This window comes from Candidatus Limnocylindrales bacterium (genome assembly GCA_035559535.1).
Classification (GTDB): Bacteria; Moduliflexota; Moduliflexia; order Moduliflexales; family JAUQPW01; genus JAUQPW01.
This window is the reverse complement of the sequence record DATMBG010000006.1, coordinates 114,561-140,468: the sequence shown is the minus strand read 5'-3', so window position 1 is coordinate 140,468 and position 25,908 is coordinate 114,561. Positions and strand designations below refer to the sequence as shown.

At 44.4% G+C, this 25,908-nt stretch carries 16 protein-coding genes and 1 pseudogene; 9 read left to right on the top strand and 8 right to left on the bottom strand.

The genetic code is table 11. The features are described 5' to 3' along the window. Window positions 1-50: 50 nt before the first annotated feature. On the top strand, window positions 51-833 hold the full coding sequence (locus VNM22_01635) for an ABC-2 family transporter protein (protein HWP45838.1): 783 nt from the start codon (window positions 51-53) through the stop codon (window positions 831-833). Window positions 834-929: 96 nt separating this feature from the next. On the opposite strand, the pseudogene VNM22_01630 reads toward VNM22_01635, so the two are convergent. From VNM22_01630 to VNM22_01620, 3 genes and pseudogenes are all read right to left on the bottom strand, one after another. After that, window positions 930-1,109, bottom strand: a pseudogene (locus VNM22_01630) (glutaredoxin family protein). A gap of 255 nt (window positions 1,110-1,364) precedes the next feature. Next, a complete protein-coding gene (locus VNM22_01625; protein ID HWP45837.1) occupies window positions 1,365-3,134 on the bottom strand; it encodes a DEAD/DEAH box helicase in 1,770 nt (589 codons plus the stop codon). Next, window positions 3,097-3,921, bottom strand: coding sequence for a ribosomal protein L7/L12 (locus VNM22_01620; protein ID HWP45836.1), 825 nt, complete (start codon window positions 3,919-3,921; stop codon window positions 3,097-3,099). Before VNM22_01620 ends, VNM22_01625 begins: the two co-directional genes overlap by 38 nt. Before the next feature lie 756 nt (window positions 3,922-4,677). Here VNM22_01620 and VNM22_01615 point away from each other — a divergent pair. The 4 genes from VNM22_01615 to treS all read left to right on the top strand — a co-directional run bounded on the left by VNM22_01615 (window position 4,678) and on the right by treS (window position 12,129). Further along, window positions 4,678-5,556, top strand: coding sequence for a hypothetical protein (locus VNM22_01615; GenBank protein ID HWP45835.1), 879 nt, complete (start codon window positions 4,678-4,680; stop codon window positions 5,554-5,556). A 367-nt stretch (window positions 5,557-5,923) separates the two neighbouring features. Further along, entirely contained in the window at window positions 5,924-7,450 is a 1,527-nt protein-coding gene (gene malQ / locus VNM22_01610) for a 4-alpha-glucanotransferase (protein ID HWP45834.1), read from the top strand. A 40-nt stretch (window positions 7,451-7,490) separates the two neighbouring features. Then, complete coding sequence (locus tag VNM22_01605; protein ID HWP45833.1) at window positions 7,491-8,726, top strand: anhydro-N-acetylmuramic acid kinase; 1,236 nt, start codon at window positions 7,491-7,493, stop codon at window positions 8,724-8,726. Beyond that, complete coding sequence (gene treS / locus VNM22_01600; protein ID HWP45832.1) at window positions 8,716-12,129, top strand: maltose alpha-D-glucosyltransferase; 3,414 nt, start codon at window positions 8,716-8,718, stop codon at window positions 12,127-12,129. Before VNM22_01605 ends, treS begins: the two co-directional genes overlap by 11 nt. 184 nt (window positions 12,130-12,313) lie before the next feature. Here the strand turns inward: treS and VNM22_01595 are convergent, their stop codons facing one another. Continuing rightward, a complete protein-coding gene (locus VNM22_01595; protein HWP45831.1) occupies window positions 12,314-13,705 on the bottom strand; it encodes a S41 family peptidase in 1,392 nt (463 codons plus the stop codon). Window positions 13,706-14,094: 389 nt separating this feature from the next. Here VNM22_01595 and VNM22_01590 point away from each other — a divergent pair, with 389 nt between their 5' ends. The 4 genes from VNM22_01590 (at window position 14,095) to VNM22_01575 (ending at window position 19,404) form a co-directional block, all read left to right on the top strand. Further along, a complete protein-coding gene (locus VNM22_01590; GenBank protein ID HWP45830.1) occupies window positions 14,095-15,036 on the top strand; it encodes an ABC transporter ATP-binding protein in 942 nt (313 codons plus the stop codon). 92 nt (window positions 15,037-15,128) lie between these two features. Then, complete coding sequence (locus tag VNM22_01585; GenBank protein HWP45829.1) at window positions 15,129-15,899, top strand: ABC transporter permease; 771 nt, start codon at window positions 15,129-15,131, stop codon at window positions 15,897-15,899. 89 nt (window positions 15,900-15,988) lie between these two features. Further along, window positions 15,989-17,569, top strand: a complete 1,581-nt coding sequence (locus tag VNM22_01580) for a Gldg family protein (GenBank protein HWP45828.1) — start codon at window positions 15,989-15,991, stop codon at window positions 17,567-17,569. An 80-nt stretch (window positions 17,570-17,649) separates the two neighbouring features. After that, complete coding sequence (locus VNM22_01575) at window positions 17,650-19,404, top strand: DUF4340 domain-containing protein (GenBank protein HWP45827.1); 1,755 nt, start codon at window positions 17,650-17,652, stop codon at window positions 19,402-19,404. 329 nt (window positions 19,405-19,733) lie between these two features. On the opposite strand, the gene VNM22_01570 is transcribed toward VNM22_01575, so the two are convergent. From VNM22_01570 to VNM22_01555, 4 genes are all read right to left on the bottom strand, one after another. Continuing rightward, window positions 19,734-21,407 (bottom strand): alkaline phosphatase family protein, encoded by a 1,674-nt coding sequence (locus VNM22_01570; protein ID HWP45826.1) that lies wholly within the window; start codon window positions 21,405-21,407, stop codon window positions 19,734-19,736. A gap of 533 nt (window positions 21,408-21,940) precedes the next feature. Then, window positions 21,941-22,897: a D-glycero-beta-D-manno-heptose-7-phosphate kinase gene (rfaE1, locus tag VNM22_01565; GenBank protein HWP45825.1), complete on the bottom strand. Its 957-nt coding sequence runs from the start codon at window positions 22,895-22,897 to the stop codon at window positions 21,941-21,943. Window positions 22,898-23,030: 133 nt separating this feature from the next. Then, window positions 23,031-24,344 (bottom strand): gephyrin-like molybdotransferase Glp, encoded by a 1,314-nt coding sequence (gene glp, locus VNM22_01560; GenBank protein ID HWP45824.1) that lies wholly within the window; start codon window positions 24,342-24,344, stop codon window positions 23,031-23,033. Between the two features lie 335 nt (window positions 24,345-24,679). Then, a complete protein-coding gene (locus VNM22_01555) occupies window positions 24,680-25,573 on the bottom strand; it encodes a DMT family transporter (GenBank protein HWP45823.1) in 894 nt (297 codons plus the stop codon). Between the last annotated feature and the right edge of the window lie 335 nt (window positions 25,574-25,908).

The window sequence follows — 25,908 nt, the reverse complement described above, 5'->3', positions numbered from 1 at the left end:
TAACTCAGGTACATACTTTTTCACAACCTATAGGGAATAGCAAACAAAAAATGGCCTATTTAAAACTCTTCCTGGCTTATCTGAAAATCAACCTGAACTCGCATCTAGAATATCGATTCAATGTGGTTCTAGACTTTTTTGCAAATTTAGTTGAAGTGTCCATTTATATCTTTTTTTGGAGGTTGTTTTTTACGGTAACCCAGGATATCAACGGTTGGAAATTTGAACAACTGGTAAGTCTGGTAGCCTTTAACAGTTTGATTTACGGACTGGTCGATGTAGGTATTGGAGGAATGATCTGGAATATCAATGAATATATTCGAGAAGGACGGATAGATTTTTATCTGACGCTTCCCAAGAACGTGCTGGCTCACCTTTTGATCAGTGGGACCAGTGTCAATAGAATAGGGCGTCTCCTGGTTGGATTGGGATACTACCTCTTATTTGTCCCGGTTAACTTCTATTCCCTTACTCTTTTGGTCATCGGAAGTCTCCTGGGAGCCACCGTATTTTTAAGCTGGTTAATTATTTTTCATTCCCTCACATTCTGGTTAGGTCAATCCACCCTCGTTTGGGAATCCCTGGCATCTTTACTGGAATTTGCCAGGAAACCGGCGGACATCTTTCAAGGAATTATCCGGCTGACCCTCTATACGATTCTCCCTGCCGCTTTTCTGGGAACCGTGCCGGTACAAATGCTTTATGGATTTAGTCCCTGGCGCCTGCTTTATTTCGGACTTTTTGCATTCGGCAGCTTGCTGGGAGCCATTGGGATTTTTTACAGGGGATTACGGCGCTATGAAAGCGGAAATCTAATCACGGTGAGGATGTAGCAATTACTTCTTAGACCTCCGGGGTGCGAAGGGCCTTATTTTCTAAACCTCGGAGGTCTTTCCTTAAACCTCAATAAACGACCAGGACAGGTAAAACTATTTGCTCAGTAATTCATCAATCCTGGCCCGGTTGAATCCAATGATCATGTCTCCATCGATAAGAATCGTCGGAGTTCCCTGGCTTCCAAGCTGGAATAATTCCTCCAAAGCCTGGGGATCTTCACTTACATTTTTTTCGGTAAAGGCTACCCCTTTCTGCGATAGATACTCCATCGCCTGATGACAGGGTCTTCAACCGGTTGAATGATAAACTACCACTTTTTTAGCCATTCTTCACTCACCTCCCTTCCCCTTCTTATTACAATTAACCTTTTATCCTTCCTGTCAATCCCGAATTCATTCTATTTTATCCACGAAGAAGGTCGAAGTATGGGAGTATGGAAGTAGGGGGGTGTGGGAGTATGGAAGTATGGAGGGGTTGGAAGTGTGGATAAATCAATAACTTAAGAGAAAATGCGAAGGTGAGGAAGGCTATCGGGAAAGGGATTTTAGACCCAGCATTTCTAACCATTCTTCGGTTGTAATGGAATTTTCCACAACTTCCGATGAAAGATCCTCCATGACTTCCTGAAAAAGTAGTCCCTTTTCTTTCAGTTTATTATAAATCTGCATTTCAATCGTATTTCGCATCCAGAGATGGTAGATATGAACGGGTTCGGTTTGTCCTCTTCGGTGAGCCCGATCTTCTGCCTGCCACATGAGGGCCGGATTCCACCAGTGATCAAAGTGAACAACATAATTAGCCTCCGTCAGCGTCAATCCAACCCCGGCAGATCGTACGGAGGCCAGGAAGATCGATTTATTCGGGCTGCGACGAAAAGTAGCTATTGCACTTTGACGCTCTCGTTCGGACATTGTTCCCGTATATATCACAACCCCATAGGCTTCAAGGGCTTTTGCTAATTTGTAAACACCCTCTTCCTGATACTGGGAGAAAACAAGTACTTTCTTTCCATTGGCAAGGATTTTTTCAACCAACTCTATGAGGGCTTCTGTTTTAGGACTGGTGGCTTTTCCTGGGGCAAAATTACAAATCTGTTTAAGGGTCTGAATAATGGCAAAGATATGAGCCCGTAGTGGAGAAGTAGAACCCTTTCGACCCATCCGTTCAAGATGATGTTGGCCTTGATAAAGGGCCCTTTGATAAGCTCGACGCTGGAAGGCATCTAATTCCAGCCAGGTGTCTTGCTTAATTTTAGGAGGAAGATCCTTCATAACATCTCGTTTAAGCCGCCTTAATAAATACGGTTTAACGAGTTGCTGGGCCAACTTTGGAGTTAATCCATTCTGAGGTAGACAATTGGGCTTAACAAATTCAAATATCGAACTTAAATCCTCCAATCGATTTTCTAAAGGCGTTCCGGTCAATGCCCAACGCCACCGCGCAGGAATTTTTTTTACCGCCTGGCTTCGCCCACTGGAAGAATTTTTGATATTTTGTGCCTCATCCACCACTACCAAATCAATCTCCTTTAACATATCCCGGCTTATAAAAGAATCTTCATCCAGCAGGTCACTTCGTAAGGTATCAAAGGTTGTCAACAAAATCTGGACAGGACATTCCCAGATCCATTTACGGGTTTCTCGCCCCCCTCGCATTGTTAACAAAGATAAACCCGGTGCCCATTTATCTAGGTGTTCTTCCCAAACTCCTACCATACTGAGTGGACAAACAATCAGGGCTTTTCGGATTTTATTCTGTTGAAATAAAATTTTAATGGCAACCGTTGTCATAACGGTCTTGCCTGTTCCCATTTCATCGGCTAATAGAGCCTCCGGGTGAGAGATTAAAAACTCTACTCCTATCCGCTGATAGGAATAAAGTTCTCCGGGAAGGCTGAGACTGCCGGATGGGGTTAACAGAGAATAAATGAGGTCCCACGAGATATTTTTACTTCTTTGTAAAGATCGAACAGGCAACCCCTCCGTTTTAGAAGGACGAATAGGAAGCCTCGTTCCAGAAGTAGTTTCTTCTTGAAGAGAAGCCTCCCCATAAAATATTTTTCCTTGTATTCCAGGAGGTTGGAGAGGGGAGAAGTGGATAAAGGATAATGAACCATAAACCGGGAGTAAGGAGTTCCTTACCTCCAGAGTATGGCCTACTACCGAGGAGGCCTCATCTCCCCGACATTCTATAACCCGTAACTCAATGGGGGATAAAGTTACCCTCCACGGTGGGGTCAGATCGTCGGAAATGTCGGGTTTAGATAGAGAGGGATCTTGTATCCAAATTTTGTGCATGAACTTGTTTCAGCGCCGCTGCAATACGATCAAAGGGTTCAATTAAGTTGTATTGTTTAAATATCTGGTTGAGAATAATCCGCTGTTGACTTCGTTCATCGGCAAAATCCCGATGGGTTATTAAGATGAGAGACTCAAACCGACCGGACTCGGAATGAAGAATCTGGTCGTCCTGAATAATCTGTGTAGAAAATGTGGTCTTTTGAATAGAGGGGGTCAGCTTTACCGTCGCTCCAGCCTTTTCAAGAAGAATACGAATCTTCTGGGCCGTTTCTTTGGAGACATTTTTTCCAATTGTATAAGGAAGATGCCCTATAATTTGATGGGGTTGAAACTTAAGTCCCTGGATTTTAGATAAAGCCTGAATGACAGCCTCCTTACTTGGTCCTGCTGTCGTTAAGATGATATCCATCCGATCCCGTCGGTCGAGAAGCAGTCGGGTTTCGATATTTTTATGCCTTCGGCCTTCTGTCTCTTTAAGAAGGCATAGAACAGGGATCTCGATTTTAGGGCGAAGTTCCAGGAAAAATGGATTTCGAACTAAAATCAAATCCGGTTTTTCCCGGGCGGCCTGAATTAACGGCATGGCCAGTAATTCAATCAATACATACTGCTCCAAGATATGCCCGTACAATATTTTTTGAAGATCGGTTGGTTGAACAGGCTGAGTACATCGAAACTCTAGAGGTATGGTTTTATCATCTGTTACCAAAAAAGCCCCTCGAAGGGTATTACCTTTCTCAAACCTTTCACTGGCAAGGAACATGAGCCTGGTATTAGTCGACATAAACTGGAACAAACTCCACGGAATGGAAATAGACGGAATTTACAAGATCTCGGAAGGTAATCGAAAGAAAATCCTGTAAATCCTGTTCCATGAATCTCATCAATGGGATCTCAGGGTCTTAGGTGGGGTTACTTTCCTCCTTGGGAAACCGTCCCTCTGAAAAGTAGCCTAAAGCCATCCGTTGCACCTTTGTTGTTGACATGGTATTGTAATTAACAAAGGTTAATAAAATTTGCAAGTAGAAATTAATAAATGTTAATCATTATTTTCTCCTTAAAGTTTTTTTGGAACTCAAGAACTGCTTTTAGGGGAAGCGGAATGACTTTCCCTTGCCGAAATATCAGGCAACGGAAGGGTTCAGGACAGGTTCTCACAAAGCTAAAAATCCTCCATCTTTACCATGGGTTCTTCGCTTAATGCTACAGATATTCGGCCCGGGGGTTTGGTTCAACCTCTTCAGAAATATTCAGAAGAGGATCTTAAAAGAATGAAAATCCTTGAGATAACCTTTACTTCGTTTTATATTTCAGTAAATAGAAAACAAGGAAACAGGAATTGGCAGGGTTTATGCTAGGAGAAATATAGACAAGTAGGTCGAACATCTCGTTTGATAGCTTAAAATATTTCAACAGGAGTTGACCTCTAAGAGGTAAAAATTAAAACTTAGAGAGGGGAAGGATAGGGTTCGGCGGGTAATATAATCTCTGAAATGATCTCTACGTTTCAATTAGAATTACCCTCTATCCTCATGAGAAGATGCAGTTTATACGACTTCTTATACCATTGGTTTTCGTCCTGCTTCTCTGGATAAGTCCGGCAATGGCCCAACAAAAGGTTTCTGTATCCAGTGAAGTTATTCAAGATAAGTCTTTGCAGCGATCAGAACAAGGCCGATTTCTGAAATGGCTGGAGAAGGGTTATATCCCGGTGTACAGGTTTGGAGAAACTCGAATTCCCATTCTTATAGGCAGCACCACCTACCCAATCGACCTTTCGGAGATCCTTCAGAGGGTTTTACATGATTTACAGTTGGAGATTTTTATGCTCCCTATTCCGGAATTCAGAATCGTTTCACAGCCTGAAGAGGGTGCGATCTGGTTCGGCATTTATGAAGATTCCAACTATTTAAAACAGTATAAACAGACCAATACTGCTTTGGATCCTCGAGTTCTCTCCCGTTCCTATGGGGGAATTACCTTTGTTATCGATGGAAAAGGGCATGCTTTAGATTTTGATCCGGAGTATGTAGACAAGGATTTTGAACATGTCGAATGCTTAATTGCGCATCCTCAATACTACGCCGACTTTAATCGCAGCATTCATATTGCCGGACGGGATCGGCAAGAACTCCAGTTCGAATCACCCATCGATAAGGTTACGCTCACCCTGCAGGCTATGGCAAAGCACGAGTTTTACCATGCCTTAGGAACCAAACATGTCAGAGATTGTACGCCTCGAGGTCAGGGTCGCCGGAATTGTACCATCATGGCATCCAGTGCTTTGATGGTTTTTATTTACCCTGGTTTAGCAGAATTTGAGCAATTAACAAAGGTTTGGGAAGCTACTCAAAAAGAGTCCATGGAACAGTTATCCCAAGCCAGAACCGAGAAGGTATCGAGGGGAATTCCTCATTAGCCTACACGTTTGGAGTTTTTAAACCTTCCCCCAGGAAGGACTCCCTTTTGAGATACGGTGACAGAAAGGCACGGAGACGGGGAGTTTTGGGGCAAAAACGCAAGGCCTTGCGTTGGTACTCCCGCGTCTCTCAGTCCCAAAATCCCCAGGTCCTTATGTCTCCATGGCCCAGATTAGGATCGGTTATTCAGGAAATCGTACGTTTTGAATACAACATTTTTTATCAGATTTGGTATTACGCCCCGGATAAGCAAACAGATTGTTAATTTGCGGAAGCAAATAACGGCTTGCTGGCTGTGGGGCAGGGCGTTATTTTGCTCTTAACAGGTCCACATTTCAAGCCTGGCCTTAGAAGACAGTAAAAAACATGAAGGAAAGAGAAAGTGGAATTCTTCTTCACATTACTTCCCTTCCATCCCCCTATGGTATAGGAGATCTGGGGCCGGAGGCCTACAGATTTGTAAATTTTCTTACGGAAACCGATCAAAGTTTATGGCAGATTCTTCCCCTAAATCCGACCGACCCGGCCCTTGGAAACTCTCCCTACAGTAGTTATTCGGCGTTTGCCGGAAACCCGATCCTCATCAGTCCTGACCTTCTGGTAGAGGAAGGACTTCTTTTGAAATCTGAAGTAGAAGATCATCCTTCCTTTCCCAGGGAGAAGGTAGATTATGAAGCGGTTACAGAGTACAAAAGAAAAATTCTTCATTTAACTTATGAGAAGTCCAAGAGCCGGATAGGAAAAGAAGATGAATTTGAGGATTTCTGCACGGAAAACTCCTCCTGGTTAGAGGATTATGCCTTATTTGCAGCCCTCAAGGAGGAATTCAAAGGGGTTGTTTGGGGTCAATGGCCGGAAGATTTAAGGGATAGAAGAGAAGAGGCTATTAAGGAATGGAAAACCCGACTGGCGGATAGGATTCGGAGGGAAAAGTTTTTCCAGTATCTGTTTTTTAAACAATGGTATTCCCTTAAAGATTATTGTCGGAGTAAAAATATCCGGATTATAGGGGACTTACCCATTTATGTAAGTTATGACAGTGCCGATGTGTGGGCAAATCCTCAGCTATTTAAGCTTAATGAAGAAAAAAAACCGGCTTTTGTAGCCGGGGTACCTCCGGATTACTTCAGTGAAACCGGTCAGCTCTGGGGAAATCCCGTTTACAGGTGGGATGTTTTGAGGGAAACCCGTTATGCCTGGTGGATTAAGCGTATTGGGCACAACTTGAAATTTTTTGACCAGATCCGATTGGACCATTTTAGGGGATTTGTCGCCTACTGGGAAGTTCCGGCAACCGAGAAAACTGCAGTAAAAGGGCAATGGATTGAAGTATCCGTCAAGGACTTTTTCAGTACGCTATCCCGGCATTTTGTAAATCTTCCTATTATTGCTGAAGACCTGGGGGTAATCACTCCGGAGGTCATAGAAATAATGGAGCTCTTTGGATTTCCCGGTATGAAGGTCCTTGTTTTTGCCTTTGGAGAAGATCTTCCGACCAGCGTCCATGCCCCTCATAATCATGTAAAAAATTGCGTTGTGTATACAGGAACCCATGACAATAACACGGCGAGAGGCTGGTTTCAGAATGAATCCACTCCGGAAGACAGGGAAAGATTTTGTAAATACATAGGACGAGAGGTCTCAGAAGAGGAAGTTCATTGGGAATTTGTCAGGTTGGCACTTATGTCCGTTGCGAAAATTGCCATCATTCCTTTGCAAGATATTCTAGGCTTAGGAGAAGAAGCCAGAATGAACCTTCCGGCAACTTCCAGAGGGAATTGGATGTGGAGGTTTTTGCCAGAACAACTTACACCTGCCATAAAAAAGAAACTTCTGGAAATGACATGGATTTATGGAAGAGCCCAACATTGGGAGGGAATAAAGGGTAAATAGTATCCGGTAAGTAGATACTAAAAACTTCCTTATTGGTCCCATGAAGGTTATCGGTCTACTTTCAGGAACTTCTGTAGATGGAATTGACGCGGCTTTAGTAGATATTACGGGTCGTGATTTGGAGACCCAGGTAAACCTTTTATGCTTTGAAACCTATCCCTTTCCAGAGGGGGTTAAAGAGAGAATTTTAGAACTCTCCTCCCCGGAAGCAGGAAAAGTTGATCAAATCTGTCACCTTAATTTCTACCTGGGAGAATTATTTGCCCAGGCGGCTCTCAGGATCATGGAACGAGGGGGATGCAGACCGGAGGAGATTGATCTTATTGGTTCCCATGGTCAGACTATTCATCACTTGCCGGAACCCCGATATGAACCGGCATTACCTCCCCAGGCAGGTTTTTTAACCGTTAAATCCACCCTACAAATCGGAGAGCCTTCCATTATCGCAGAAAGGACCGGTTGTACGGTAGTGGCCGATTTCCGTCCCAGGGATATTGCAGCAGGGGGTGAAGGGGCTCCCCTGGCCCCTTACGCCCATTATCTTCTCTTCCGGGATAAGGTGAAGGCCCGGGCAGTAAATAACATTGGTGGGATTAGTAATGTAACCTTTATTCCGGCCCATGCAGAGCCAGATCAACTTATCGCCTTCGACACCGGGCCCGGAAACCTTATCATAGATGGACTGATAAACCAACTGACGCAGGGAAAGCTCTCCTTCGATTTAGATGGTCAGATGGCGGCTGGTGGGCAGGTGCATCCAGATCTCCTCAACTGGCTTATGGCCCATCCTTACTTAAAGAAACCCCCACCTAAAACCACGGGCAGGGAAGAATTTGGCGGAGAGTTTCTCCAAAAGCTACTGAAAAAAGCAAACGAGATGGGCATCTTTCCAAAGGATTTGCTGGCCACGGCTACCGCCTTCACAGCTGAATCCATCGCAGACAGTTACCGACGATTCCTTTTGGTTGATCGGTATCGGAACCTTAAAGGGGAAGGCTCTCTGGAGCTCATCCTCTGTGGAGGAGGTGCTAAAAACAAAACTTTGATGGCTATGCTTCAGAAAGCGTTTCATTCTGAGTCTATTTCCGTCAAGACGGTGGAAGAGTACGGATATTCCAGTGACGCTTTAGAAGCTATTCTCTTTGCTTTACTCGCCCGGGCGACTTTCCTGGGGATTCCCAGCAATGTTCCCCCGGCAACAGGGGCCAGATATCCGGTTATCCTCGGGAAGATTCTACCCGGACGAAATTGGAAATCTTTAGGATATGTATCTTGAAGACGATTCACTCTGGTATAAAGATGCCATTATTTATGAGCTTCACGTAAAGACCTTTTACGATGCCAAGGGTAACGGAATAGGAAACTTTAAAGGACTTACGGAAAAGCTGGACTATCTGGAAGATCTCGGTGTAACGGCCTTATGGCTTCTTCCTTTCTATCCTTCTCCCCTTAAAGATGATGGATACGACATTGCCGATTACTTCAATATTCACCCGGACTACGGTGATTTAAAAGAGTTCAAGGAGTTTCTAAATGAAGCCCATCGTCGGGGATTACGGGTCATCACAGAACTCGTTGTAAATCATACTTCCGATCAGCATGCCTGGTTTCAGAGAGCCAGGAAAGCCAGGCCGGGCTCTACGATAAGGAATTTCTATGTCTGGAGTGATACTCCGGAAAAGTATCCAGAAGCCCGGATCATATTTAAGGATTTTGAAACTTCCAACTGGGCCTGGGATCCTGTAGGTAAGGCCTATTACTGGCATCGTTTTTACTCTCACCAGCCCGATTTAAATTATGACAATCCCGAGGTTCAGAAAGCCATCCTAAAAGTAGTGGATTACTGGCTAAATATGGGTGTGGATGGGATGCGTTTAGACGCGATTCCTTACCTCTTTGAGCGAGAAGGGACTAACTGCGAAAACCTGCCGGAAACCTATGAATTTTTACAGCGACTTCGGGCCCATGTAGATAGCAAGTTCTCCAATCGAATGCTCCTTGCCGAGGCAAACCAGTGGCCTGAGGATGCCGTAAGTTATTTTGGAAATGGAGATAAATGCCATATGGCCTTTCATTTCCCATTGATGCCCAGGATATTTATGGCAGTTCGGATGGAGGATAGATTTCCCATTATCGATATCCTGGAACAGACTCCTCCCATTCCAGAAACCTGTCAATGGGCACTTTTTTTGAGAAACCATGATGAATTGACCCTTGAAATGGTAACCGATGAAGAACGGGATTATATGTATAGAATGTACGCCCGCGACCCCCATGCAAGAATCAATTTAGGAATTCGTCGACGGCTGGCACCTCTTCTGGAAAATGATCGACGCAAGATTGAACTCATGAATGTCCTTCTCTTTTCTCTTCCGGGAACTCCGGTTATCTACTACGGCGATGAGATTGGAATGGGGGATAATTACTACCTGGGGGATCGAAATGGGGTTAGAACACCCATGCAGTGGAGTGCAGATAAAAATGCCGGTTTTTCCAAAGCCAACCCCCAAAAGCTCTACCTTCCCATTATCATAGACCCCGAATATCACTACGAATCGGTAAACGTGGAGAATCAACAGAGAAACCAGGCCTCGTTACTCTGGTGGATGAAAAAATATATCGCCATGAGAAAGCGCTTTAAGGCTTTTGGGCGGGGAAGCATTGAGTTTCTCCTTCCAGACAACCCCAAAGTCTTTGCCTTTATCCGTCACTACCAACCTGAACCATCCCTTCAAGAGGAGAAAATCTTAGTAGTGGTCAACCTTTCCAAGTACCCTCAAATGGTGGAATTGAATCTATCCAGACTTTCCGGCTATGTTTTGGAGGAAGTTTTTAGTGGAAACAGATTTTCTCCTATTAAGGATTCTCCTTACATACTTACCCTTGGACCTTATGGTTACTATTGGTTCTCGCTACAAAAGGAGAAAGCAGTAGAAAGTATTAATGTATGGACCATTCCGGAATTGGAAGTAGCCGGGGTCTTAACCCAGGCAAACTGGGAAGTTCTGGAAGAAAGATCCATGGAAAAACTTGAAAGGGAGATATTACCGGCTTATCTCAAAGGGCGTAAATGGTTTGCCGGGATAGAAAATATCCAGGGAAATACTCGGGAAATCCAGCGACTTCAAATCTTGGAGGTCCTTCCCATAGGAAAAGATCTTAAACGGACGGAAGAGATCGAGGGTTCTTCAGGGGAACGGGGGATTCAGGATACCCGACTCCTGCTTCTGGAAGTTCAATATGTAGAAGGCCCTCCCCAAACCTATTTGTTACCCATATCCTTTGCTATGGGAGAAAAAGCTAAGGAGATACTGGAATCCTCTTTGCCGGGAATTATTGCCCGGGTCAAGGGAAGAAACCTGGAGGGTATCCTTTATGATAGTATCTATTCCGAGGGATTCCGTAAAAATCTCCTGGAAATGATCTTGAGAAAACACCGAATAAAGGGAAAGCAAGGAGAGTTTATCGTCCATACTAAAAGATCCTCTAAAACCCTGGCAGGATCAGTAGGTGAAATACCCCTCCGCGAATTTCAAGTCCTCAATGCTGAAAAGCAAAAGCCTTCTTTCCTATACGGTGACAAATTCTTCCTTAAATTGTTTAGATATCTAGAGGAAGGCACCCATCCAGATCTGGAGATAGGAAGATTTCTTACAGAAACTGTGTCCTTCCCCTACATTCCTTCTTTTATAGGCGCTATAGAATATAGAAAACCCGGGTCTCAACCCATGACCCTGGGCATCCTTCAAAGTTTTGTTCCAAATCAGGGAGATGCTTGGACTTTTACCCTTAATGCGGTTGAAAGGTATTTCGATCGGGTACTTTCCCGAAGGAGCGAAATTCAGCAAATACCCAAATTATCGGCCTCTCTTCTAAAAGTTGAAATCCCCCCTTCCCTTCAAGACCTGGTTATAGGAGCTTATTTTGAGATGGTTAAGCTTTTAGGAAAAAGAACCGCCGAATTGCACCTGGCACTCGCTTCGAATTCAAAAGACCCCAACTTCTCCCCTGAACCCTTCTCAACCCTTTATCAAAGATCCGTTTATCAATCTATGCGAAGCTCTGCAAGAAGGGTTCTCCAACTTTTACGGAAAAATTTGAATACGCTTCCTGAATCGGAACGCTCCCTACAAAATATAAGAAAGGAAGCGGAAGAGGTTTTAAATCTTGAAAAGAGTGTGATGGACCATTTCAGAACAATCCTGCAGAAAAAAATATCCACCGTAAAGATAAGAATCCATGGAAATTATCACCTGGGACATGTCCTTTATACAGGAAAAGATTTTGTAATCATTGACTTTGAAAGTGATCCGACAAAAGCCCTCAGTGAAAGAAAACTCAAACGCTCTCCACTTAGGGATGTAGCCAGCATGTTAAGATCCATCCACTATGCGGCTTATACTGTTCTCCTCAAACATACCTCTCTCAGGCCTGAAGATATTCCTGTGTTAGAACCCTGGACGGATTTTTGGTACCGGTCTATGGGAGGCGCTTTTTTAAGATCTTATTTGGAGACCACCGAAAACGCACCCTTTATTCCCAAGGATTCTGAGGAACTGGATATTTTATTAAAAACCTTCCTCTTAGATAAGGCCATACGTGAACTCCATCATGAACTTAACAACCGCCCGGATTGGGCCATTATCCCTCTACGAGGGATAAAGGAGATCGTGAGGTGATGAGGCAGTAGGTAGAGGAAGTGTGGGAGTATGGAAGTGTAGGGGTATAGGGATGTGGAGGTGTGAGAGTGGGGAAGTGAAGAAGTGGGAAAGGGTAAAAGGGTGGGGATAGCCACTTATTCTTCTATACTTCACATACTCCCACACTCCCATACCCCCACACCCCCATAGCTTCATACTTCAATTACGATTCCTGCTTGGACTGTTTAACTTCTTCGGCCAAGACTTTTAAGGCTTTGGCACGTTGCGGGTCATAGCCCCTGGCGTATTCCACGGGAAAATCCACGTAAATATCCGGTTGAACTCCCTTTCCCTCCAGGCGTTCGCCATCCACCCAGACATCTCTGACGGCAACCATCAATAAAGACCCATCGGATAGATAAAAAGGTTTGCCTGCCAGGACAGCCCCCGCAGTCGGCGTACCGATAACTTTACCCAGACGATATTTCTTGAATCCATAGGTGAGCATTTCTTTCCCACTTCGGGTACCTTCATTAACCAGAAAGACCACTGGTTTCCTCCATTGAGGATCGTACTTACGCTTATCTCCCGACCGGGAGGCAGTAGTCATAACAGGTACATTTTTATTAAAAACGTTCAGGTACTCAGGACTTGCCCCGCCCCACCCATCCCGTAAATCTACGATTAATGCTGAAGCTTTGGCGAATTCTCCGGTTATAATAGCCTCCACAAAAGCATCTTGATAGACTTCCCTGGCATAAGACCAGATATGAATGTATCCAATCTTGATCCCATCCTCCTCAAAGATTCGAATACTTTTCTTTTCGGCTTCCAGAAACATCTGGTTAGGATCTACTTCCCTGGGAATGACTGTTTTCTCTTCTGGACTCGGACGGATACAAGAGCCCGTTCTGGACTCATCGGAGGATTCGTCTTTACAAGCCGCCGTTTGAATCAGAATACGAACAGGCTGTCCTGCTTTATTACGAAACGATGCAACCGGTTCAAAGGGCTCCCCATCTACTTCCAAAATTTGATCTCCTACCTGAATCCCTGCTTCTTGGGCCGGACTTCCTTCAAGAACCCCTTTTACAAAAATACCCCGGGGGGTGGTTACCGTCAGAATACCTATGTCAGTATAACGAACCTCTTTATCCCCAAAAGCCTGGGAGTACCCGCTCACCCTCTTTCCAAAGATGGCAGCCAGTTGATAATACGCAGGTTGATCGGGTGTATATAGATGGGTATGAGAAGCTTTCAATTGCGAGATCATTTGGTTGATGATCTCATATCCCTGTGCTCTCGTTGCGGCTCTCTCTACCAGAGGACGATAAATTTCTCGCATTTTCTTCCAGTCTACGCCATTAAAGTGAGGATCGTAGAACTCCGAGTCAATCCGCTGCCAGGCTTCATCAAAAACCTGAACTAAGGGGACCTGCTGCAAATCCGTTTCTGCATAAACCGGTAACATCCAGATCGTCAAGTAGATTCCTAAACCCAGGAATCCATATCGGATCTGGCTACTTCGGAGAGCGGACCTGAGAAACTGGGAACTCGAAAAGATCAGAATAATCTGCTTGCTTTGGAAATTTTTAAATCTAAAACTATCCCTCATGCTTACCTTTCTATCCATCAAACAGACGAAATAACCATGGTTTTTCCGATCAATACTATAATTATTTTCTTTTAATGGCCAGGTTCAAAATTGAATCCAGTCCATGGGATTGTAAAGAGAATAAACTCTCTCAATAATTGGAGTCTTGACAAGTTTTAAAAGTTCCTGTTAAGGTGATTAAAAACCTTGAATCTAGATCGCCAAAGGTAACTTTTTATCCCATCGTTTTAAGTTTAAAGCATTAAAAGATGGAACTTTTTAATCTGCTTAAAATCTAACTTAGAGGCTTGGCGTAAGTTATTACTTTTTCAGCCCTCACCACATGAAGAGATTACTTGTGCTTATCTCACCTGTGAGTTTCAATAACCTAGGAAGGAGGAAAATCAAGGATGATCGTGGTAGAGAATTTAACCAAGTACTATGGAACACTTCCTGCTATTCAGGGGGTTTCTTTCCGGGTAGAAAAGGGTGAAATCTTAGGATTCTTAGGCCCTAATGGAGCAGGTAAAACAACCACCATGCGAATTTTAACGGGGTTCATGCCGGCAACCAGCGGAACGGCAACCGTTGCGGGATACGATGTTTTTAAAGACTCTCTGGAAGTCAGAAAAAGGATCGGGTATCTGCCGGAAAATGTCCCTATTTACAATGATATGGAGGTTTGGGCCTATTTGAATTTTGTAACCGAAGTCAAGGGTGTACCTAAAAAACTCCGGAAGGAAAAAATCCAGCAGGTTATTAAAAGTTGTGGACTTGAAAGTGTATCCAATCGATTGATTAAAAACCTTTCTAAAGGATATCGGCAGCGTGTAGGATTGGCCCAGGCCCTCGTCAATGATCCTGAAGTTCTTATTTTAGATGAGCCAACCATGGGATTGGATCCTAAACAGATCACCGATATCCGTCATCTTATCAAAGAACTTGCCACCGAAAAAACCATTATCCTGAGCTCCCATATTCTTCCGGAGGTCAGTATGATCTGTCAACGGGTTGTTATCATCAACCAGGGAAAGGTGGTGGCAGAAGATACTACCGAGAACCTTACTTCTCGATCTCAGACATCCCGACGTATTTTACTTCAGGTAGATGGACCGTCCGAGGCTGTTTTGAAAATCTTGAAGGAGGTCAACGGAGTTAATCGGGTTCAAAGGAAAGACCAGGTAACCGGAAATATTTTCAATTATGAAGTTGAAGCTTCTAAAGATAGAGATGTCCGTCGGGATTTGGCACATGCCATCGTTCAGAGTGGAAATGGGTTGCTGGAGTTACGACCGGTGGAAATCAGTTTGGAAGATGTCTTTGTCAAATTGGTTACCGAAGAGGAAGGATAGATCCGTTGTCCATTGTTCGTTGTTCGTTGTTTCTTTCCTGTTATCCTCCATCTCCATATAAACAGCGCACAACGGACGATAGACAATAGAACATGCGGAATATCTTCTATCTCTTTAAAAAAGAACTAAGATCTTATTTTTACTCGCCTATTGCTTATGTAGTCCTGTTTATTTTCCTAGTCATCACAGGATATTTCTTCTCGGCTATTGTCACCTTCTATAGCATGATCAGTTTTCAAGCCATGCAACAACCGGCTGCTGCAGCCAATCTCAATATCACCGAAGGTGTGGTCAACCCTCTGTTTAGTAATATGGCAGTTATTATCCTCTTGATGATGCCGATTCTTACCATGAGATTATTTTCTGAGGAGAAACGGCTGGGTACTTTTGAGCTGCTCATGACGTATCCCATTCGGGATATCGAAGTGGTACTGGGGAAATTCCTGGCCTGTGTAACGGTCTTTGCCATCATGCTGGCCTTAAGCCTGGTTTACCCAATCCTCATCGCCTGGGTAGGAAGGCCGGATATTAAGCCTTTTATATCGGCTTATTTAGGCGTTTTCTTGATGGGGTCTGCATTTATTTCCCTGGGAATATTAATTTCTACCCTGACAGAAAATCAAATTATAGCTGCAGTAGCTAGTTTTGGGGTTCTTATCATATTTTGGGTTATCGGATTCTCTGCCGAAAACACGGGTCCTACCCTGGGAAGTGTTCTTCGGCATCTCTCCATTATTGAGCACTTTCAAAACTTTGCCAAAGGCATTATCGATACCAAAGATCTTATCTATTACTTGAATTTTACCCTGTTTTTCTTGTTTTTAACCCTAAGATCCCTGGAGTCCAATAGATGGCGAGGCTAAAAGACAGAGAGGGAGAATAGGAGCCTGGGAGATGGGAGAAACTCTTCACTTCTCCATTCTCCCATGCTCCTATTCTTTCACGTCACGGCATGTTACAAAAATATTCCTCTATAATAGGTCTGGCCGGATTGATTCTGGCCTTAGGTGGTGGTGTAATTTATGTTATCCGATCCCAGTTGACCCCTGTAGCTTCGATCTTTTTAATCGTTGGACTGCTGGCCTTGCTGACCTATATTTATTTTAACTTTGAAGGAGTTAAAAGGCTTCTTGGAAAACGCACTACCCGATATGGCGCCAATGTAACCCTCATGATTTTTATCGTCTTAGGAATTATCAGCATTGTAGAGGCCATCTCGGTAAAGCATAATTATCGTTGGGATTTTACCACGGCCAAGCTAAATAGTCTGTCCGATCAGACCGTCAAGATTCTCAAATCTCTGGACCGGGATGTTCAGGCCGTTGCTTTCTATCGAAAAGGAGAAGAACGAGGGATCAACGATGTTCTGGATCGATACGCTTACCATTCTTCTCATTTTAAATATGAGATCGTAGACCCAGATCGTAATCCAGGTAAAGCAAAAGCTTATGAAATTCGAGATTATGGAACCATTGTCCTGGAAAGTGGAAATAAACGAGAGAAGATTACGGATAGTTCTGAGCAGGCCATCACCAATGCAATTCTTAAAGTAATTCGGGAGGGAAAGAAAGTTGTTTATTTCCTGACCGGACATGATGAAGGCAATTTGAATGAGTCGGGTGCCAGAGGCTATAGTCAGGTTAAAAAGGCCATCACAGACCGAAATTATGAAGTCAAAGAACTTTTGTTATTACGAGAGGAGAAAGTCCCCGATGATGCCACGCTTCTGATTATCAACGGACCTAAAAAAGATCTTTTGCCTAAGGAACTGGATAACGTAGAGGAATACCTCAAACGAGGCGGTAAACTTCTCGTTCTGATCGATCCAGAAAATGCTCCCGGGTTGGTTACTTTTTTGGCTAAATACGGATTTAAGATTGGAAATGACGTAATCGTAGATCGTTTGAGCCGGGTATTTGGAGCAGAGCCAACTGTACCTGTTGTAGTAGAATATGAACCCCATGAAATTACCAGAGACTTCCATATTGCCTGTTTCTTTCCCTGGGCTCGGTCTGTAGGGGTTGCGGAACAGCTTCCCGAGGGGATTACGGCCCAATCTCTGGCAAAAACAAGCCCGGAAAGCTGGGGAGAGACCGATATTGCCAGGCTCAAACAAGGAATGGCCAGTTTTGATAAGGATAAAGATCTTAAAGGTCCGGTTTCGGTAGCTGCCCTGGCTACGGTGGAAATCAAGGAGGAACCTAAAAAGGAAGGAGAATCTAAAACCGAAGAACAAAAAGATCAGGAATCCAAAAAAACTAAAGCTCGAATTGTAGTTTTTGGAGATTCCGATTTTATCAGTGATTCTGGATTTAATCTCCAGGGGAATGGAGATCTCTTCCTAAACACCGTAAGCTGGCTACTGGAAGAAGAGAACCTCATTGCTATCCGTCCTAAGCAGCCTCAATCTCAACCTATTCTCCTGAATGCAGTTCAAGGTCGGGTCATGTTCTGGGTGCCTGTGGTTTTGTTACCCCTTGCCGTTCTTGTAACAGGTATTGTGGTCTATGTAGAAAGAAGACGCCACAAATAATATCTACTACGTCATGTGTAATGAGATCATCCTACCGGTCCAAACCCATTGCACATGGCGTATAAGGTAGAGGTCTTTGAATGAATTTCAGAGCTACGGTCATCTTACTTCTTATTTTAGCCTTGTTAGGAGGATATTATTATTTTTACGAGGTTAAATTTGCCGCGAAACAAGCTAAAATTGAAGAAGACAAGAAAAAACTGTTCCTTTTCTCGGAGCAGGAGGTACAGGAAGTCAAATTAATCGGACCAGAGGGGACTATTGTGGTCAAGAAAAGTGATGGCGGATGGGCTCTGGAAGAACCTATCCAGGCAAAGGCCGATGACAAAGCAATAGAGTTCCTCCTCAGTCGGCTTAAAACTGCTCAAAGCGACCGGTCTGTAGATGAAGGAACTCCCAAACTCGCAGACTACGGTCTTGTAAAACCTTTTCTACAAGTTTCCTTTAAACTTAAGGACCAGCCAACCTATCAAACCCTTTACTTTGGAGATCTGACCCCCTCTGAACTCTACGTATATGCTCAGAAAAACGTAGACCCCAAAATCTATCTTGTTGATAAATTCCTTCGGGACGATCTCAATAAAAAGGTTTTCGACCTTCGGGATAAAACCATTGTTGCCTTTGAAACAGATAAAGTAAAGAAATTGGAATTTGTTGTGGATAAAAACAAAATGGTTGCAGAAGCTAGCGGTGGGAATTGGAAAGTAACGCAACCCGGGGAGTACAAAGGGGATAAGGACAAAATTACCAGTATCTTGACGAAATTAAATTTCACCAAAGTCAAGGAGTTTATAGAAGAAAATCCAGAAGACCTGAGTAAGTATGGATTGGATAACCCGCCCATACAGGTTACTTTATGGGTAGGAGATGATATGGCCCAAAAAACTCTCCTCCTGGGCAAATCTGATGAGTCCAAAAAGGGGATTTATGCTAAACGAGAAGGAAGCCATAATGTATTTTTAGTTCCCGATGACCTGACCAAAGATTTTCCCAAGACGGTCATGGATCTCCGGGATAAAACGGTACTGGCCTTTGAGAAGGGAGATATCAAAAAAGTCCAAATTCAGCGAGAAGGTATGGATTTGATAGCCGAGAAAGTTTCGGATAAAGATTGGAACCTCACACAACCCGAGCAAGTAAAGGCCGATGAATCTGCCATCTCGGATGTCTTAACAGAAGTAAGAGGGCTCAAGGTTAAAGAGTTTACCCATGATAACCCCTCAGATTTGGCAGCTTATGGTCTGAATACACCTAAAATCCAGGTAAACCTTTGGGAGAAAGATAAGGAGAATCCTAAAACCCTTTGGGTTGGAAAGGAAGAAGGATCTGGAGTGTATGTTAAAACCAATGAAAGTAATTCGGTGTACCTGGTAGATTCGGCTATTGTTAAAACCCTTACAAAGACCCCCATGGATCTTCGAGATAAGACCCTCGTTTCCTTCAATCGAGAGGATGTCGAAAAAATTACACTTAAATACCCGGATAAGACTTTCACTTTCCAAAAATCCGGTAAGGAATGGAGACTCGTTGAACCTGAAAAAGCAAAGGCTAAGGACTGGCGGGTGGGAAACCTCTTAACCGATCTTCAATTTTTAAAATTTAAAGAATTGGTCTCGACAGACCAAAAGCCTGAGAGTGATTACGGTTTCGACAAACCTGAAGTAGAAATCACGCTTTGGAAGAAAGGCGGAGAAGAGATTACCACGCTCATCCTCGGAAAGAAGACAGACAACGGCCTGATTTATACACGAACCAAATCTGGGGATACAGTTTATCGTATTGATGCCAGTTTCTTGCAGGAGTTACCCAAAAGCCTAGAAGATGTAAAAGCCTGAGGGTTCTCTATCCCTTAGGCCTTGTCTGTTGTTTTTGTCTTTTACCTTCGCGGTAGGGTTGCTTTGTTTACTTAGTCTTACTTAACCTTTAAGTGGCCCTCACCCCCGCGCTCCCCTTCTCCTGAAGCCCCACATTTCCCCATCAATGGAGGTTAGGGGGTGAGGCAGATGGTTGTGCTCCCGGCTAAGCCCTACTCTGGTAGATCTGCCCTTCCTTCTTCTCTCAATCTGGAAAGGGATGACCCATTTAACCGGTTCCCTACAGATTGTTCTTATAGAGCCTGATTGGGTCCTTTCGATACAACCAACAAAAAACCATGGACAATGAGCTAAAACAGCGCTTTTCCATCCATTTTCTCAGGTATTTCGATTCCCATGAGGGACAAGATGGTAGGAGCCACATCAACCAACCGTGCAGGTGCTTTGGAAACCTCTCCACGAGGAACATTGGGTCCGACGAAAAGTAAAGGAATTCTTTGGACGGGTTCTTGAAGCCCACCGTGTTCTCCTACCATGGCATAATTCACATGATTTTTAAGTACACCCACCACATCGGCGGCATAGGGAGCCACCATGGTACCGAGGAGTTCCTCGGTGTGTTCCTCAAACCATTGGCGTTGATCTATATCCAGTCCGGCAAAGTCTTTTCCCCCTAGACGGTATTGAAAAACGCCGTTTTCAGAAATCTTATAATAAGCCGCTATAACCCCCGGCAAGGTTAGAACTACCTTGGCCGCTTCTTTTAGCTTAGGTTCAGATCGGTCCTTCAGCCATACGCGAATGGCTGAGTCCTGGATACTGAAGTCGATATTCTGGGTCTGAATTAAAGGCTCCAGGACGGGGCTTGGGGAAAGATAGACTCCATTTTCGGCCCGTCCGTAATGCAAATTTTCACCACTCCGCCCAGGCTTCATTACGCCGTAAAAATAATCTGCAGGCTGAGCCCCATGATCGGTTGTGACGACCAAAAGGGTTTTCTCGTACTTTCCCTGGGCTTTTAACTCCCGAACAATTCTGCCAACCTGCTCATCGGCAACTCGAGCAATATTAGGCATATGAATCATGTTCATAAGAGGATCCAGAGAGATTTGGGTATCGGTAAGGGTACCAAACATATGTCCCACTTTATCGATACCCCCCAAGGTAATCAAAATGGCCCGCCAATCTTGCTCATTTCGCATTACCGATAAAGCCACATCGGTTGCCCAGATATCTCCGCCCAGGTGATTGGGATCCAACCCCGGAACGAAACGATTTCCATCCAAAGGATAAATATTCCCTTCGGTTCCATAGGTATTTCTGGAATCCAGATAGAAGCGTCCCCCGATGGGTTGTGAAATATAAGAAGGAACATTAACCCCTACAGGACCCCGCCATCCTACCAGATCCGCATAAGTGCTATCCGGATATCCCGGATAAGAATCCGATTTATACTTACCGGATAAGGTGATAATAATATCGGTACCCGGGCCACCGAAACTATAAGCAGCATAAGGTTTTACACTAACAGCTACGATTTTACCCCCCTTGTATTGATGAAGGAGATCGGGAAGGGAAGGAACTCCATAGCTTTTCAGAAGTTGAAAATATTGATCTTTCTTTAACTCCATGGTAAGGTGGTAAGCTTCCCTTTTACCCAGGGTTCCAGCTTCATCCCGCAAGATGCCATCAGCCCAACCAAGGTGTTTGGGAAGGAGTCCGGTAGTGATGACCGGATGACTGACAACGGTTAAACTGGTCATGTGTCCCACATAGGCATTCCCAAAGAAAGTTCCCTCCCGCTGGAGAGCCTTCAAGTTGGTCATATGGAACCGATCTAAATGTTCTGGTCTTAACTGATCTAGAACTATCAAAACCAGATATTCCGGCTTTGTAATCCCAGACTCCGAGATAGAAGTTTGAGCTACAAGATCAGAAAAAGAGATGAAAATGAATAAACCTAAAAAAAGAAATACCCAGATTCGGGTTTTCCATATAATTGAAGTAAAACGTTGTTTTGGCATAATTAAGCTCCCTTCCAGTCTTTTTAAGTAATGTTATCTATGGGCTATTTCACGGTAACATGTTTTCCTTAAAAAAGGGTTAAGAAAAGATGATGTTTTCGTTATGACGACTTTTTTTTAACGATTTAATCCCTTCCACGACCAATTGGATTGTATCTTATAAAGTTAATTCCATGTAACTCTCTGCCCTCACCCTCGGCTCCTCCCCCCCGACCTCCTCCCGCTTCTCCCTCCCCGTGGACAGGGAGGGAGAAGCGGGAGGAGGTCGGGGGGGAGGTAAAGGCCACTTAAAAGTTAAGCCAAAACTAAGTAAACAGTGTAGTAATATAGGCTAAATGTTTGAAGGATAGTAATCCAGGAAGAAACAATTGAATTGGCTTTAGGAAATTTGCAGAATCCATGCCCTGTAGGAGCAATTCTTTAACAAAGTCTTCCGCCTGCTGGAAGAGAAAAGGGAAAAGGTTAATAACTCAGGATACGAATATAGGAATCTATATAGAAATCATCTCTGAATGGAAAGATGTACGAGCCATCTACAGGTTGTCTAACGCCTCTTTGAGTTCTTCCGGAGTAACTGTAGCCGTTCCCATTTTGCCCACAACGAGACCGGCGGCCAGGTTAGCTAAGAGGACGGAATCCAGGAGACTGCCGCCGGCGGCCAGAGCCAGGGTTAAAGTTCCGATGACGGTATCTCCGGCGCCTGTTACGTCATAGACGGTTCGGGCCATGGTGGAGATATGGGAAACATGGGGATTTCCCTTTTCAAACAAGGACATACCTTCTTTTCCCCTGGTAATCAAAATAGCCTGGGCATCTAATTGTTCCAGAAGTTTCCTTCCGGCCAGTATAATTTCTTGTTCACTCTTGAGCTGCATATTCAGGGCCAGTCCTGCTTCATAATGGTTAGGTGTCATGAGGGTAATTCCTTTATATTCGGGGAAGTGATGGATCTTGGGATCTACCGTAATGATTTTTCCCTTCTGCCGACACAGAGGAATTAGCTCTCTGAGAAGTTTGACGGTGATCATACCTTTAGCATAATCAGACAGAACTACCGCATCGACTCCAGGAAGTTGGGCTTCTATAAATTCCAAAGCTTGCCGGGTTGTTCTTTCTGATACATCTCCCCGAACTTCCCGATCAAATCGGACAATTTGTTGACTATGGGCAATAACCCGGGTCTTTAGGGTAGTAGGTCGACCCTCTTCATGAAAAATCCCGTGAACAGGAACTCCTATCTCTTTCAGCAGGTCCTTAAGTCTTTGCCCCATGAAATCGTCCCCGGTTATCCCGCAAATTACAACTTCTCCACCTAAGGATCGAATGTTGTGGGCTACATTGGCTGCGCCACCCAGCCGGAAGCTCTCAGACTGAACCTCTACAATGGGAACAGGAGCTTCCGGAGAAATACGATGAACCTCTCCCCAGATATACTCGTCCAGCATAATATCCCCGATTACCAACAGGCGAGTTTGTTTAAATTTTTCCATCAGCGATAAAAATCTTTCAATTCCCCTCATCAGAGTTATACAACTAGAAGGCGTGTTTGTAGAATTAAGGGTTTACCATTATTTCACGTTATCTGTTTCTCCTCGTTGACGGAGAGGGCAAGGGTGGTACCTCTCAACAACAAGATTCTTCATGACCGGGATCGTGGGAATGAAAATGCTTATCTTCCATTAACGTCTCTTCGATACGAAGGCTCATACTTTCTCGATCCTCAAAGCTTCGATCCATTACGATGACCGGAACTTCTTCCCCGACTTTTATGGGGTTCTGGCCTTCTGAAATAACCGCCAGACCATGGGATAAGGCCATGGAGCGAAGGATTCCGGAACCCTGAGGTCCTGTGGTAGAAGCATAATAGCGACCGTTCCTTGTAGAGAGCCGTACACGCACGAAATGGGTTTTTCCTTTAACCGGTTTGATATTTTCTTCTGCTATCGCCCTGAGAAGGGGACGGAATATTTTTTTGTGACCACTCATTTTCAGAAGAGCGGGTCGTACAAACAACTCAAAGGTCACCATGGCCGAGACGGGATTTCCTGGAAGACCAAAAACCGGTTTTTCTTTTATGATTCCAAAAGTTAAAGGACTCCCCGGCTTCATAGCCACCTTCCAGAATTGCATATCGGCTCCCAGTTTTTTTAAAACCTGCTTGACATAATCATAATCCCCTACGGAGACTCCCGCTGAAGAAATCAAAACATCGGCCTTGAGTCCGTGTGAGAATTTCTCTTCCAGATCCTCCGGGGTATCCTTTGCAATTCCCAACTGAATAGGAATTCCTCCACACTCCAGGACTTGAGCCGCCAGGGAATAGCCATTGCTGTTGACAATCTTCCCCTTCATTAAAGGTTCATCGATATCTACCAGTTCATCTCCTGTAGATAAAATAGCAACTACGGGTCGCTGATACACGGCTACGAAAGATCGCTGGATAGAGGCCAATAATCCCACATCGGCAGGTCGAAGGAGGGTACCCCTTTCTAAAATAATGGTTCCTTGCTTTACATCCTCGCCTGCCATACGAATATCCTGATCCCGCTCCACTTCAACAAACACTTTAATATGCCGATCGTCAATGAGTTCAGTATCTTCTACTCGAACTACTGCATCCGCTCCATCTGGAATAGGTGCTCCGGTCATAATCCGAATAGCCTGTCCTGGTCCAACCGGATATCTGGCTACATATCCTGCCGGAAGGTCTTCAATCACTTCCAAAACGATGGGATGTTCCCGGGAAGCTCCTCGGGTATCTTGAGCTATAACTGCAAATCCGTCCATGGCCGTGTTATTCCAGGGAGGAATGTTGAAAGGAGCCAGGACATCTTCTGCCAAGACTCTCCCTAGAGCAGAAAATAAATTGACCTTCTCGGTACCCAGCACCTTAATCTGGTTTAAAATAATGGCTCTAGCTTCCTCAACGGAGATCATAGGCTACTCCTTTGAGTAACTATTCAGGCCCTCTTCCCTAACCTTTCTGAGGTAGGTTTTTTAGGAGCGAATGGGAGTAGGCCCCCTTTCTGACCTTTCCACGCTGGGAAGGGGGGAAAGGAACGTTGCAGTCAAAGTTATCTCCCTTGTAAAAGGGGGAAGGAATGGGGAAAGGATAGGGGCACCCATCAATTAATATTTATATTTACAAAAAACCTACCCTTAAAAGCTCCCACAACTTGGGAGAGGGTTGGGACGAGGATGAACAGTTACGATAAGAATTATTTTAGGCTCAGTTCCTGTCTTATAAATTTCTATTCATGGTCGGACCTGTGTCAAGGGGATCTAATGGAAAGAGAATCTTTTCCCACCGAAAGGAGTGTTAATCCGATCAGGATCAATCCAATTCCTGCGATACCCAACAAGGTAAGTCGTTCACCAAGGACAATGATACCCAGAGTACCGGCTGTAAGGGGTTCGGCAAGGGATAAAGTGACGGCTCTGGCTGCAGGAACGGTTATCAAACCTTGAGCAAACAAAGCATAGGCAGCTCCGGTTGCAATAAAGCCCAAATGTAAGGCTACGGCCAGACCACGGGGTTGTGTTAGCCAGTTTAAATCGGCAGTAAATAGCAAGGGGGAGAGTAAAGCGGCTCCCAAACAGAAGGTAATTGCCATCACAGCCTCCGAGGGGTGTTCTTTAAGTAATCGTTTACTGATTACTGTAAACATGGCATAGGCAACTCCGGCGCCCAACGCTAAACCTACACCCAAAGGATTAAAAATCACATGACCCCCAGGAAGAAGTAATAAACTACAACCCATAATAGTCAGCAGGGTTGCTGTGATCCATTTCGGTTCTGGGTATTCTTTGTTGATGAGGAAACTCAGAAAACCGGCGAAAATGGGAGCACTTCCAATAGCGACAATAGTCCCTACGGCCACCCCCGTCCTGGCAACCCCGTTGAAGAAGCAAAATTGATAGGCTGCCATACTACCGGCGGCCAAAAATGTGGGGACAACTGACCAGCGGTTTTGATGAGATAACTTTCCCCGTACTGCAGCCAGAATCAGTAAGGCAAAACTCCCAATGACCAAACGTACGGTACCGACTACCGCCGGTTGGGCTCCCTGGGGAGCAAAAGCTTGAGCAGTTCCGGTTGTACCCCACAAGACGGCCGCTGCAAGCACACACCACTTGCCGTTTCTTGTCTTAGAAAAGTTACCCATGCACGCCTCGGAACAGTAAAACTGTGATGGTGATGAATCTGCAATCCAGACTTAAATCAGAATAAAGTGTTGAACGAACCCGGGTCAATAAAAAAATAAATCCGGGATTATTCTCTTTCTAGCTTAGAATACAACCGGACGGTAAGGGGGGTATGCTATACGTATCAAATAAAGGGTAAAATCCCATAGAAACGAGCTGTTTGGAGCTCCCAGGGCCCTGTCCCAAGATCTTTCAGCCTCCTAGTAACGAATTGTTACAGTTCCAATACCCGGGCATAACTTGCTATGAACCTGGGTAGAATGTATAATTAGTTTATAAAACACAAGCAGAAAAA